We start from the raw sequence: 11,883 nt of genomic DNA on the forward strand, positions 1-11,883 counted from the left end.
TTCAGGCTCCTGTTTTTTCAAGTAAGTTTTTGAACGCAGCGTCAGGAGGACACACCTCATCAGCCAGTCCAATTTCAACGCCATCAGCAGCCATAAAACAGGCGGCCTGGGTACTTTTTATAACCTTTGCGCTAATCCCCCGGTTTCTGGCAACAGTGTTCACAAACAATTCGCCCATGGTGTTAATGTCCTGCTGGATGGCGGCCAGCGCTTCATCTGACAACTCTCTCAGCGGCGAACCTTCAGCCTTGCGGGATCCATAGGTGATGATCGTAACTTTAAGACCGTCATCTTTAATCCGCTGCGTCCAGTCAAGGTGCATGGTGATCACACCCACAGAACCCACTCCGCCGGTGCGCGGAACAGAAATCCGGTCCGCTGCACTGGCAATGGCATACGCAGCGGAATAAGCGCTTTCCGTCAGAATGGCATGGATAGGCTTTTTCCCCCGGGAGCCGTAAATGACATCAACCAGATCGAAGCATCCAGCGACCTCGCCGCCGGGTGAGTCGATATCCAGGCAAATGCCCGAAATGTCGGGATCTTCCATCGCAGTAAGAAACGCCTGACGAATGCCGTCATACCCTGTCATTCCACTGTACGGACGCAGACTGCCCAGTTTTTGCACCAGCGTTCCGCATATCGGGATGACGGCGACACCCAGCACATTGTCATAACCCGGATCACTACGGGATTCACGTCCCCGGTTATCGTCATATCCGTACCAGTCATCCTCCATGGCAAGAGAAGATTCGATTTTACTGATACCAAATCGGTCCATTACGGATGCCATGATGACTTCGGCTTTACTCGGGTGCAGCGCCAGCGGGGTGTTAAATAATCGCTGGGCCAGATGGGGTAGATTCACTTTTCCTCCGGATCGGTAATGGTCTGGCTCGCAAACTGGTCAGCCTGTGCCCAGCTCGGAAGCGGTAATCTGCGTTTAAGACATGACTCAATTTCTCTCTGGCGCTGATCAAGCACTTCTTCCCAGTCTTCACCGACGTTTTCACCCACCTCAATCTCGAGGGTGGAAAGTCCGGCATCCAGACCAAGAATGGCGCCTTTTTTCTCTGCAACCGGATCCACCCAGCCGCGCCCTGGCCCCATCCAGCGCGCGCGAGAATACGCGGCTCTGGCGTCAACAAAATCAGGTGCGCCTGCGGGCAGGGGTAAATCCTCATTGTCGTGAACTTCTTCAACAAAGGCGGTGAGAATGGGCTGAGCGAAGCCGGTAGAAAAATCGTCCCGGCGGCGAGTCAGTGTTTTCCATGCCTCCAGCAACGAGGAGCGTGCAGAGCTGTAGTTAACGTCAGACCAGTCCTGGGTGACCTGCTGTGGGGACAACCCTGTTCCTGAAGAAAAATTACGGAGAACAGCAGATTCGAAGACTTCAAAATTGCTGTAGGGCCGCGCCGCGTTAACCGTCGTGATTTTCTCACCAGGATAAAGAATGGGCATTCGGGCACCATTCTGAAGTGTCAGACGCCGATCGTTATGGAACTCAACACGCCCGTCCTGATAAGTGCCTAACTCCGACTCGTCATAGGTCTCGCCCAGGGCAGACTGAACCATCGCAGGGTCATAGGGTGACTCAATGTAAGCGGCAAATATGGCATTAAGAATTGCTGCCTCAAGCTCACTCTGGTCATACTTCACCAGCATTTTCAGACGCTGAATAACCGGAGTCAGGATGCCGTTACCGCGGTGCTGCGCGCCACGCTCATGATCAAAATCGTGAACCACATGCGGGCGGCCCCAGTCAGTTTCACGCGGGATACGCTGCCACGTCATGGTTTTAGCCCCGCTCCACCAGTCACCGATATGGGCCTCCCTGATGTGGTAAGCAACCGGCGCACCGTCCGCATCAATTTCAACGCCACCACGGACATTTGGCATATCGAAATTCTGCTGAGGATTACTGAGGCGGTCAGGATCGACAATCTGTACCGTGGTGGCGTAACGCCCTCTTCCGGGACCAAGCCTGTCAGTTCTGTACTGGAGAATGGCCAGAGCATCCCCGTCAATAAGCTTGTGACGAAATCCCAGGCGTAACATCTGCGACACGGTGAGTTTTCGTTCAACATCACAATACCGGCCAGGATCGTTACTCCAGGTCCGCCAGTGCCCGTCCAGTGCTTTTCCGTACTCTTCCGCCCAGGACGCATCAAACGCCTTGTTTCCGGTGATCATTCTGAGAACACGGTAATCGGGTTTCATGATGGGGCGGAAGTTGGCACCAACCGCATTATCCAGCAGACGTGTGACCGCACCGTTTGCCCAGCCGTCATTACGGACCAGATCGCGTGCGCGGGACACGATGCGATCCCGGTAAATGTTAATTTCATTGTCCGGGGACCACAGCGCGGGTTGCCAGTTCGCCAGTTGATCGCTGAAAGAGTCAGCTGCGTCATAAGGTACGCGGCTCCCCCCCACCAGCATAGAGGGACGCTGCTGTCGCAACGGCTGCCCATCAGAGCCCAGTATCTGTACTTTATTCATCAGAATCTAAACCTCGCTGGTTTCCGGGGACGAGAGATAATCCCCAGTTGCGCCTGCAGAAGTTGAATCAGGGCCAGCAGATCAGCCAGGGTGCTTTGCTGATAGGACACTGATCGCGTCCCGTCTCCCTGCGTATAGGAAAACGAAACACCGTGGCTCCCGGTTGCTAAATCAATGTACGCCTGCTGAGCTTTCGCAAGCGCATCCCTGAGCTGATCGTCAGTCATTGCGCCGGCAAGCAGGCTGGTGTTCCGGTTGAACATGATTTTCCTTATTTCGGCAGGAGTTGCGATATTCGCTTACGTTTGACCGGCGCTGGTTCTTCAATAACCGCACCGGGCAGCTCGTAATTGATTTTTTCTTCCTGTCCAACTGGCGCTGGCAGGAACTTATCCGGATCGGCTTCGAGGTTGGCGGCCCGGACGTTGAGTTTTAACCCCATATGTTTGAGACCGCACAGCGCGGCATAGCTGTAAACGAGGCAGTCAAGCGCTTCGTTAGCTCGTCCTGGTATTGCTTCCCAGATACTGTACCGCTGCCCGGAAATGACTTTGTAAACCAGTCGCTCCGCCAGCAGCTGATTGAAGTACCCGAGATCGCGATCGTCAGGAAAATGCATATAACCCGCAGCGGCGGCGCCAGGTTTGGGTGGCTCAAGATGCAGGCGACCGCGTATCACGTCTTTCGCTGAGTTAACCCCCAGAATGACAGGGCGGAAACTGGCTTTGCTTTTCGATGATGGTCGTTTGGTCGGCCAGACAGGATTGCGTTTGCCTCCCTGTGCAGACTCCCCCTTAATTGCCCAGACACGACGGCCAAGACGCTCTTTGGCGAATTCGTATACCTTCTGCGTATGGTGGCCGCCGGAGTCCATGCACGTTGCCATGATATTCAGGCCGCGCCCGTCACCACGTCGCCAGATCTGTTTCAGGTATGCATCCAGTCGCTTCCAGGGTTCTTCCGTCTCAAGGTCACCATAAATAACGTCATGCGCGACCGACCACGATTCTTCATCTCTCCCCCAGCCGGTGATCGTAATTTCGAAGCGATCGTCCTGGGTATCAACTCCAGCTGTTAACAATGCCACCCCGTCCGGAACGACGGCCGGAAATATTTCCCGGCGCGCCAGCAGAACATCAACAGGGAGCTGTTTCCCATGATTAGGTCGGTGCGGAAGCCCCATCTGGGTATTCCACCACGCCTGTTCCTTATCCGGATCGCCCTTCGCATCGATATATTTTTTCGCAATATCCGACGGCTTATCTTTTTGCCAGGGGCTGAAAAGCTTGGATGCCTGGTACCCCGCGTGGTGGTTATCGACTGCCTCCTTTCCACAGGAGGGGCAGATTGCGCGATAGACCGCATGCCGTTCCGACTCTGACCATTGCCAGACCTTTTCAACGCTGCCCTCGTCTGCCGCCCGCCAGGCAAGGTCATAATCCATCAGCGGTGAGTGCCGCTCCCCGCAGCACTCAAATGGGCGCGTCTGATGCCATCGAATAGTTTGCAGAGCTCTGAGGCGCTGTCCTTCGGACCAGCCACTACCACAGCATTCGCAATAGAGCATCGCCGATTTAGTCAGGTGTTTATCTCCCTCTTTCGGCCACTGAACGTGTTTGAAAAAGTCGGGGAACTGGCGGTGGCCACAGTGCGGGCAAACCACAGATGCCCGGCGCTGATCGGAGTCGGCGTAGCTGTCAGCAATGCGGCTCTCATCCTCCACCGTCGGCGAACAGGCGCGTACAGACAGCCAGGTCAGGCCAAATGTCGCTGTACGCTCTTCGGCCAGCGCAATTGGATCGCCTTCGCGGGTTATCGGGTACTTGTCCACTTCATCCGCCAGCAGGACACGAATCGGACGACGCGCAAGGTTATCAGGGCTACCAGCACCCGCCAGCGCCAGAAATCCGCCAGTGAACGCCTTGTAAAGAATGGTTTCTTTCGAGCTTTTCTGTTTCGAATCACCGATGATTTTACGCAGTACCGGCGTCACCCTTACCAGCGGGCTAATACGCTCTTTCGAAAACTGTTCAGCGGCTTCTTCTTTCGGCTGCAGCAGCAGTATCGGACAAGGATCGAGGTGGGCAAAATAGCCAAAAAGGTTTTCCAGCAGTGCTGTCTTCATCAACTGGGTACAGCACATTACAGTGATGATATGAACCCCGGACTCCGTCGCGGCAAGCATCGGTCCGCGGGCAATTTCTACCGTCGATGTTTCCCAGTTTCCCGAAGTGCTCCCAGCCTCTTTTGCCAGCTTACGATAGTCATCTGCCCACTGCGGCACACTGATACGCGGCGGGGGTGTCCAGCCTTTGCGGACGCTTAATTCAAGACGCTCAATCTTCTGCCGGGTTAAACTCTGGCTCTCCGAGGACTGAGATGTGTTTGTGGACATGTTCAATCAGCACCTCTGTCATCCTGTCCGCCGGTACATCCAGATCAGCAGCCATTAGCGGCGCCACCCTGGACGGCCAGTTAAGCCAGGCATCACGCTGTTGGCGAAAGGCGTTGAATAAAACCTCCTCGGCTGCTGTCAGCTCAATAAGCTGGCCGCTGTCTTTTTCATACTGCAGCTTTGCCTGCAGGGCCATGTAATTCTCGCGGATACGTCCCGCTTCCTCTCTCGAAAGATCTGCCCCTTCAGTGAGCATTATCTGGCGGACAGTTTTATTGATTTCATCACCGTCATCATCGTTATCGCTAACGACGGGAGTTTTCTTTTTCTTCGCGTTCGAGGCGCGCGGGTCTTTGCCATCGCGGTTTTTCTTCAATGCCGCATCGCTGGCCTCTACGTCAATCAGGTCTCCGTCCATCACAATGAAGCGCCCGGCTTTAATCCACCGACCAATTGTTTTGCGATCCACACCTGAATGTTGTGCGTACTGACTCTGGTTCATCGTGGTCATGGGACATCACCTGGGACATTTTCTGGGGTGGGACATTCGCCTGGGACATTTTTGCCATGTCCCACCAGAATGTCCCACTGGAATAAACTGGAATAGCCAGAGCTGGCGAGGTGTCCGTAATGATCGCCAGAGGTGGGACATGGGACACAAATCTGAAAGTTGTAGCTAGGAAAACACCGCGGCGCGCAATGCCCGTGCCTTACAAAAGTCTCAGGAAGGACCCATTTTTTTAATGGCTTCGACCATTCGCTCCGACTATGATTATTCCTATTCAATACAAGGAGAATGTAATGGGTAACAATATAATCAAAATAACTTTCGTAGCCGCAGTGCTGGCATCACCAATTGCTCATGCCCAGTGGGTAACTAATACTGAAGATGACCTTTTCTCTGGTGGTAAGAAAGCAATGATGCTTGGCGAGGTTTCATCCGACAATGGCGCCATTGTGTTTGACTGCACTAAAGAAAAGCTATCGGCGGCATACGTTGAAATGGATAAAAGCACCGAATCACTATCAGAGGTACCAATGGACCTGATAATGAAGGTCGACGGGAATACCGCAGTGAAGCTCGATGCTACCCTTTCAAGACGTAATGTTCAGAGCCTCCAGATTCAATCGGATGACACGGACCAACTGAAAACAGTGCTTAAGCAGCTTCAGGGGGCGAAATCCAAAGTGTTAGTTGGTGTGCAAACAAAGGATGGCGGAAACCAGCATTCCATGTCAGCCAATGTTTCTGGATCGACAACTGCAGTAAACAGCTTCATAAAAGCTTGCGAAATTAACTTATAAGTTACTGCTTTTATTTTGCCGTCCTGATGGCTTCTGCTATCGCCTGATTTAAAGCAGACGGTAGCAGTGCGTTCGCCATGGTACGGGCCCTATCCATATACCCCAGCACTGGAGTCACAGGTAGCGCATCACCAAACCGGATCAAAAGCTTTGGAGAACGCTGTTTGCGTTTCGGTCTTCGCGTCCCGTTAGCGGAACGTTTGGCCCGTCGCTTCTTAGCTTTCATCGGCTTCTTACGCTGCCAGACAGCGTTAACGCCATCAACCTCACCTACGAATACATTTTCCTTTGCTTTAAGCTGTGAGAGCTTATTACGCGGCATGTTGCCGTATTTGTTTAGCTTAACGTTCTTGGGATTTAATAGAGCCTGGCTATTGAGCTTGTGCTCTCCGCCAAACTCGAATGGTTCCAGATAACCAGCAGCGGTATCACGGACAAAAACCTTTGCGGTCAGATTGTTCTTTCTTGCCGCCACCGAACCAACTGATTTAACGGTAAACGGCGTGGGGCTCTCCAGATGTCGTTCGAATGCCGTCTTCTGAGCCAACTCAATCTGGCGTACAACTTTTGTCATCGCCTGAGCTGTGGCAAACGGGATTTGCTTTTGCAGTTGCTTTAACTGGTTTGATAAATCCTTCAGTGTTGCCATATCAGTCACCTGTATTTACTGCCTATTCTTCAGCATTATCGATTACAGTTACTGTCTGAATATCAGGATGTTACTTATCGTTGAGTCTGGGTAAGGTAATGGCTCAGCCCGTCAGCGGTGGGACGTTGGCGTACCAGCCTTGAGAGGAGTGCTGATTGCCTCTTGATAAGGAGACTTATGCAATTTCTTCACAAACGAATGCACCTGAATGCAGGTGATGTCGTTGTTGTTGACTGCTCGCACCAGTGCAACATCCTTCTCACTACCGACAGTAACTTCAATAGTTATAAAAATAACCGGGGTTTTCATCATCATGGTGGTGGTGGTTTCTTCGAGAGACTTCCGACCCGGTTGGTTGCGCCTCAGCCTGCAGGGCCAAGAGATATCTCAGATGAGATTAGGGACATGCTTCATTAATTATTTTAGTAATATCTGCGGCTAACTTATTCAGCCAACCTGAATTAATCCGAATGCCAGCCATCACATTTGCAGATGTGGTGGCTTTTTTATTTCGCTTATGTCTTTTCATTTTTTCCCTTTTTTGTATCGCCCCTTTCAGGCCGGCCTTCGGTGTGCGCGGTGGCATATTCACTCCGATAAAAATATTGAGCATTATCGCAGGCACTCAGTAATTCCTGCTGTAATACCCGTCGTGATGACCATTAAAAAAGCCACTCGAAAGTGGCCTTTGTGATGGCAATAAAAAACCGCCCGTAGGCGGTTATATTCAGCAGGTCGCATGTTATCTGTGAATGACAAACAGCGATTTACATTTAGGGCAAAGTAACGCCTGTTGTTGGCGTACTTTCGTGGTCGAGTGTGTGGATTTATGTCCGCATATCGGGCACATGACAGTCGTATTGGCTGCAAGCCCAACACGCTGCATTGCATAATCGAAAAATGACATGGTGGTTAACCTTTCAATGAATGGGGCTTATTATACCATGCATAGCTCAATTATTAATCAATCATCATCGCATGCTTGATGCCATTTAACTTTGTCGCAGGCACTCAGTGAATGTCTGCTGTAATGCCTGCTCAGCCAAGTTGAAGCACACCGTGTTCTTTTGAATCAGAGAATGCAACAAACCCAGTGTATTCGGGGATAGTGTTCCGTCATCAGCATCAAATGCTGAAATGGTTGCGTGAAGAATCAAAAATGCTCCAAATCCCGCGCCGCTGCTGCCCCTCGATGGTCAGAATCGTCAAGGAGGACCCGTTAAAAGGTAAGCAGAAAATCTGTGGTTAGAAGTGAAGGCTTTGACAACGTTCTAAATTTTATGACAGAAATAAAAAAGCATTACCTTTCAAGATAATGCTTTTTCACTCGAACTGAGTCTTATAACAATTAGATTAATGTGATTTTAATATCATAGCTTTCAAGCCCAGTCATTTTTTCACGAGCATTAAACTGGATATCGGAAACTTCTTTTCCTGTCTTTTTTTTGAGTTCAATAATTTTTTTTGTGATGAATTCAGAAATATCCGCTTCAGTTTTTCTTTTTAAATCTTCGACGTTCATTGTTTACCTCTCTTGATCTCTAACGTATCAACGCCAGGCATGTTACATTCCCCGTAGAGCACTTGTATAAGCGCTGATATGTTTAAAAGATAGAATAGAAAGACTCAATTATCAATAGTTTGCAGTACAATCTTCATGCAAAAGAGCTCGCGACCACACAAACCACTGTACTAAAATCCGGGTCGGTCACGAAACAACCAGATCTCATTTCAAAAGCTTCGAGGCTGCCTCGAGGATCTCTTCTGAACTGACATCACGATCAGAGGCTACATAAACTATTTTATGGTCTCCTGTCAGAGATGGAAATCCCGCTGACATCACGGGTAGGTGTGCTTTTTCCCCATTGGGAAACTCACGCATTATCGTAGTAATACCTTTCATTACGGTTACAACAACTGCTGGTTCTGCATTAAAAAAAACGATGACTTTTTTCATAATTTTACCGTGATGTCTCTTACAGAGATTGTCGGTTCAGCATACAAAAAAGGCTCCATAAGGAGCCTGAAATTTATTTTCTGAATTCTAACGAAGACTGACCAGAACGAATGTACAGTGCAATATTATCAAATGTAATCATTGTTGATTTGCAAAAAATACATTTTGCTCCGAAAGGATTTTTTTCAGTAACATCAAAGTTTGACGTTCGGTACTGAGATCCGTGGCAACACGGACATCTGAAGTGAATATTATTAGTAATAACAGTTACCTTATACAGCCACGACATTAACTGCCGTGGGGCCTTTAGGTCCCTGTTCAACACTAAATTCAACTTCCTGATTCTCATTCAACGTCTTGAAATCATTACTCTGGATAGCAGAGAAGTGAACAAACACATCTTTACTACCATCTTTTGGAGTGATAAAACCAAAACCTTTTTCAGGATTAAACCATTTAACTAAACCAGTCATTTTATTAGACATAAACATTACCTTTATTGAGTAAGCCCTTGGGCAGAATGGTCCGAAAAAAAATTATCAGAGAGAAAAGCTAACAAGGAAATCTCAACAGGAACAAGGAATAAAATTATTACAGCGACTGCTTCAGATAAATTCGTTACAAACCAGACATTCATTAACGCATGATTAACCAGACATAGCAAGGTTTAGTTTTGTAAGTAAATCTCAGTGGGTTTTGATCTTAAAAATTAATTTAAATAGCTTAAATCGAAAATTATGTCATGCTGCGTAAGACCTTTATCTATCACCCTAAGTTGTCAGGGATTTTGACTCAAGGAAGAGTCGTATTTCCTTCATAGTAAAAATTCACAAATTTATCCACGAAAACCGTCAACATCTTAATTTATAGAGCTATTATTTTTCCTCTACGGTTCATTGTTAGTATTTTTACGGACTCATAAATCCGCTCACATGTCATTCCTGCTCGGTAGTTTTCATCAGCGCGTTCAGCATGGTATCGAGCTTCTTCTGCCAGGCTTCCTGGCATGTCTACGAGCATTGTGGTGTCATGGCGGATGGAAAGTTATGTTGATTCGTTAGTTATCGAGCTGTAGAACGCTATGCTCTAGCGACTCGGAATAGGCAATCAGCCCGGTGTACTCAGGGATAACCTCGCCATCATCCGCTTCGAACTCAGGGATTGTTCCGGTAGTGATGGTATATTGTGGCTGGCCATCTTCTTTTGCGAAGGCAGCCAGGTCTTCAATCTGCTTAGCTGTAAGAACTACTGTAATGCTCATTCCTCAGTTGTTAAAAAGCCCCGCTATTGCGAGGCTTGATTGATTATGGCTAACGACTACATCGTAACGGTTATAAAAGAAGCTATTAGCCAACATGTGGTGTATGGTTGTTAACCGCCCACCAGGACAATCAACATGTCGATACTCAAAGATATCAAGATGCGTACTTTACGCCATGTGAAAAGTACTTGTCCTCATTGCTCCCGCCAGTCAAAGCACAGTCTGTCGAGAATAAAAAACAATATAACGTTAATTTGCCCCTTCTGTGGAAACATCTATCTTCCATCGGAAAGCAAACCAATAAAGTAACTGATTGACTACCAAATAAAACTCATACTCTCAGAATGTGGCAAAGCAGACATAACCTTTTATTGTTGTTCTCATTTAAGAGAATGTAACACCCAGAGTGGAGAGGTTTTTTTTCTTCTCCACAATACGGCGATCAAGTTCAGCCACTGCATGCGGGCGTATGGCATCAAGAAAGGCGTTATCCTGATAGGTAGACTGGATTGTCACACCAAGTCCGGCACCACTTTCCAGTATGCTTTTCTGAAGTTGTAGTTCTTTTATATCGTTATTGAGGTAATACGCTTCACTTAGGTTTTCTGCGTTCATCTTCTAACCCTGTTGTTGTTTGACTGCCTCACTGAGTCGTAAATGCGCTCACACGTCATTCCTGCCCGGTAGCTTTCGTCAGATCGCTCAGCATAATATCGAGCTTCTTCTGCAAGGCGTCCGAGCATGTCGGCGAGCACTGCGGCGTCGGCTCCGGCTGTTTTGCTTCTGACGGCAGTGGCAAGATCTGCGGTGTGCTTTGCGGCGTCCAGGCGAGTGGCAAGCTTTGTTGCTTCGGTACGCAGCTGGTTAACAGTGGCAGACAGGCCAGCAGCAGTGGCAGCGGATTTAGCGGCTTGTGCTTGTGCATCTTTTACAGCCTCATCACGGGCAATAATACGCCCTTGTTCAATCATGCGAGCGGCGGTCTGTGCGTTCGCTGTTTGCGATGATTCTACGCTGTCACGCTCGGCCCACTTCTTTTCCCAACCGCGGCTGCTCCATACACTACCCGCGAAGAATGCAACGGCCACCAGCAACAAAATAACAATGAACTGATAGCGCAGGCTCACTGGTCTATCCCCCAGCACGTCAACGCGCTTTCCTGGTCTCGCCGTTCAACCTGACCATAGCAACCGTTCTTCTGCCCTTTGGTCAGACGACAATCGCGACCACCGTCTTTTATCCACCAGCGGATCGCTTCACAGGCACCTTCACGGTCGCCAGCATTTATTCGCTTATAGAACGTAGATGGGAAACATTTTCCGGGACCGATGTTATATGGGCAGAAAGACGCGATCCCGGCTTTCTGTGGTTCGGTCAGTGGTACTTTGATATTTCGGTCAACCCACGCCAGTGCCTTATCACGCTCAATGGCGTTTACCTGATCGCATTTCTCAGCAGACAGCTTCATGCCCTGAACTACTGGCTTACCATCAACCATCGTGGCGCCACGGCAAATAGTCCAGATGCCGGAGCCATCCTTGTATGCGGTCAGACTGTTGCCTTCTTTCTCATCCAGAAACTGATCGAGAATCACGGGCGCGGAAGCCCCCGCAAGAATTAAACCAACGACCGCTGCACTCAGTTTATTCTTCAGCTTTGGTGGCATAGCCATTGCGCCGATCCTCCCGTTCTTTCCAGCGGAAATACCAGTTCACTGCACAGGTGATAACGGTGCATGCGATACCGACAATAATTGCCCAGTCGCTCAGGCTTAACCCTGCAATTCTGTCGGCCAACATCCAGGACACCTCTTT

At 49.3% G+C, this 11,883-nt stretch carries 20 protein-coding genes and 1 pseudogene; 3 read left to right on the plus strand and 18 right to left on the minus strand.

Translation table 11 applies throughout. From position 1 onward, the window contains the following. Position 1: 1 nt before the first annotated feature. From OGY72_RS17420 to OGY72_RS17440, 5 genes are read right to left on the minus strand one after another with little or no spacing between them, the layout of a single operon-like run. Positions 2-868: a S49 family peptidase gene (locus tag OGY72_RS17420; RefSeq protein WP_001052909.1), complete on the minus strand. Its 867-nt coding sequence runs from the start codon at positions 866-868 to the stop codon at positions 2-4. Beyond that, complete coding sequence (locus tag OGY72_RS17425; protein WP_257661558.1) at positions 865-2,502, minus strand: phage portal protein; 1,638 nt, start codon at positions 2,500-2,502, stop codon at positions 865-867. Before OGY72_RS17425 ends, OGY72_RS17420 begins: the two co-directional genes overlap by 4 nt. Further along, complete coding sequence (gene gpW / locus OGY72_RS17430) at positions 2,502-2,765, minus strand: gpW family head-tail joining protein (protein ID WP_000483309.1); 264 nt, start codon at positions 2,763-2,765, stop codon at positions 2,502-2,504. Before gpW ends, OGY72_RS17425 begins: the two co-directional genes overlap by 1 nt. A gap of 8 nt (positions 2,766-2,773) precedes the next feature. Continuing rightward, a complete protein-coding gene (locus OGY72_RS17435) occupies positions 2,774-4,897 on the minus strand; it encodes a phage terminase large subunit family protein (protein ID WP_016239512.1) in 2,124 nt (707 codons plus the stop codon). Beyond that, on the minus strand, positions 4,839-5,408 hold the full coding sequence (locus tag OGY72_RS17440) for a hypothetical protein (protein WP_000210383.1): 570 nt from the start codon (positions 5,406-5,408) through the stop codon (positions 4,839-4,841). The genes OGY72_RS17435 and OGY72_RS17440 overlap by 59 nt, the downstream gene beginning before the upstream one ends. 290 nt (positions 5,409-5,698) lie before the next feature. Between OGY72_RS17440 and OGY72_RS17445 the strand changes: the two genes are divergently transcribed. Next, on the plus strand, positions 5,699-6,202 hold the full coding sequence (locus OGY72_RS17445; RefSeq protein ID WP_032652440.1) for a hypothetical protein: 504 nt from the start codon (positions 5,699-5,701) through the stop codon (positions 6,200-6,202). 10 nt (positions 6,203-6,212) lie between these two features. Here the strand turns inward: OGY72_RS17445 and OGY72_RS17450 are convergent, their stop codons facing one another. Further along, positions 6,213-6,851 (minus strand): hypothetical protein, encoded by a 639-nt coding sequence (locus OGY72_RS17450; RefSeq protein WP_072667361.1) that lies wholly within the window; start codon positions 6,849-6,851, stop codon positions 6,213-6,215. 198 nt (positions 6,852-7,049) lie between these two features. Between OGY72_RS17450 and OGY72_RS17455 the strand changes: the two genes are divergently transcribed. Next, positions 7,050-7,268, plus strand: a complete 219-nt coding sequence (locus tag OGY72_RS17455; RefSeq protein ID WP_232034713.1) for a DUF1883 domain-containing protein — start codon at positions 7,050-7,052, stop codon at positions 7,266-7,268. On the opposite strand, the gene OGY72_RS17460 is transcribed toward OGY72_RS17455, so the two are convergent. The 8 genes and pseudogenes from OGY72_RS17460 to OGY72_RS17490 form a co-directional block, all read right to left on the minus strand. After that, positions 7,249-7,476 (minus strand): hypothetical protein, encoded by a 228-nt coding sequence (locus OGY72_RS17460; RefSeq protein WP_088902172.1) that lies wholly within the window; start codon positions 7,474-7,476, stop codon positions 7,249-7,251. The two genes, OGY72_RS17455 and OGY72_RS17460, sit on opposite strands and share 20 nt — an antisense overlap. A gap of 117 nt (positions 7,477-7,593) precedes the next feature. Next, complete coding sequence (locus OGY72_RS24820; RefSeq protein WP_213090494.1) at positions 7,594-7,758, minus strand: YnfU family zinc-binding protein; 165 nt, start codon at positions 7,756-7,758, stop codon at positions 7,594-7,596. A gap of 441 nt (positions 7,759-8,199) precedes the next feature. Continuing rightward, complete coding sequence (locus OGY72_RS17465; protein ID WP_001100119.1) at positions 8,200-8,373, minus strand: GnsA/GnsB family addiction module toxin; 174 nt, start codon at positions 8,371-8,373, stop codon at positions 8,200-8,202. Positions 8,374-8,577: 204 nt separating this feature from the next. After that, entirely contained in the window at positions 8,578-8,808 is a 231-nt protein-coding gene (locus OGY72_RS17470) for a hypothetical protein (protein WP_000756041.1), read from the minus strand. A 73-nt stretch (positions 8,809-8,881) separates the two neighbouring features. Continuing rightward, positions 8,882-9,070 (minus strand): cold shock small protein YmcF, encoded by a 189-nt coding sequence (ymcF, locus tag OGY72_RS17475; protein ID WP_057069020.1) that lies wholly within the window; start codon positions 9,068-9,070, stop codon positions 8,882-8,884. Between the two features lie 10 nt (positions 9,071-9,080). After that, positions 9,081-9,293, minus strand: coding sequence for a cold shock protein CspG (gene cspG, locus OGY72_RS17480; protein WP_000066494.1), 213 nt, complete (start codon positions 9,291-9,293; stop codon positions 9,081-9,083). Positions 9,294-9,672: 379 nt separating this feature from the next. Beyond that, positions 9,673-9,837, minus strand: a pseudogene (locus OGY72_RS17485) (DUF2514 family protein); the annotation flags it as partial. 28 nt (positions 9,838-9,865) lie between these two features. Continuing rightward, complete coding sequence (locus tag OGY72_RS17490) at positions 9,866-10,063, minus strand: hypothetical protein (protein ID WP_024174517.1); 198 nt, start codon at positions 10,061-10,063, stop codon at positions 9,866-9,868. A 141-nt stretch (positions 10,064-10,204) separates the two neighbouring features. Between OGY72_RS17490 and OGY72_RS17495 the strand changes: the two genes are divergently transcribed. Continuing rightward, positions 10,205-10,378 (plus strand): YnfU family zinc-binding protein, encoded by a 174-nt coding sequence (locus OGY72_RS17495; protein WP_213083834.1) that lies wholly within the window; start codon positions 10,205-10,207, stop codon positions 10,376-10,378. A gap of 75 nt (positions 10,379-10,453) precedes the next feature. Here the strand turns inward: OGY72_RS17495 and OGY72_RS17500 are convergent, their stop codons facing one another. The 4 genes from OGY72_RS17500 to OGY72_RS17515 form a co-directional block, all read right to left on the minus strand. Continuing rightward, positions 10,454-10,684: a hypothetical protein gene (locus OGY72_RS17500; protein ID WP_000990801.1), complete on the minus strand. Its 231-nt coding sequence runs from the start codon at positions 10,682-10,684 to the stop codon at positions 10,454-10,456. Continuing rightward, on the minus strand, positions 10,681-11,196 hold the full coding sequence (locus OGY72_RS17505) for a DUF2514 domain-containing protein (protein WP_142710296.1): 516 nt from the start codon (positions 11,194-11,196) through the stop codon (positions 10,681-10,683). Before OGY72_RS17505 ends, OGY72_RS17500 begins: the two co-directional genes overlap by 4 nt. Next, the gene (locus OGY72_RS17510) at positions 11,193-11,741 is read right to left on the minus strand and encodes a lysozyme (RefSeq protein WP_115601849.1); all 549 of its coding nucleotides are present in this window, start codon (positions 11,739-11,741) and stop codon (positions 11,193-11,195) included. The genes OGY72_RS17505 and OGY72_RS17510 overlap by 4 nt, the downstream gene beginning before the upstream one ends. Beyond that, positions 11,713-11,883: phage holin (locus OGY72_RS17515; protein ID WP_286548535.1), on the minus strand; the 171-nt coding region annotated here is incomplete at its 5' end. The genes OGY72_RS17515 and OGY72_RS17510, both read right to left, overlap by 29 nt.

Origin of the sequence: Citrobacter sp. Cpo221 (assembly GCF_030332345.1) — a bacterium.
Lineage (GTDB): Bacteria > Pseudomonadota > Gammaproteobacteria > Enterobacterales > Enterobacteriaceae > Citrobacter > Citrobacter portucalensis.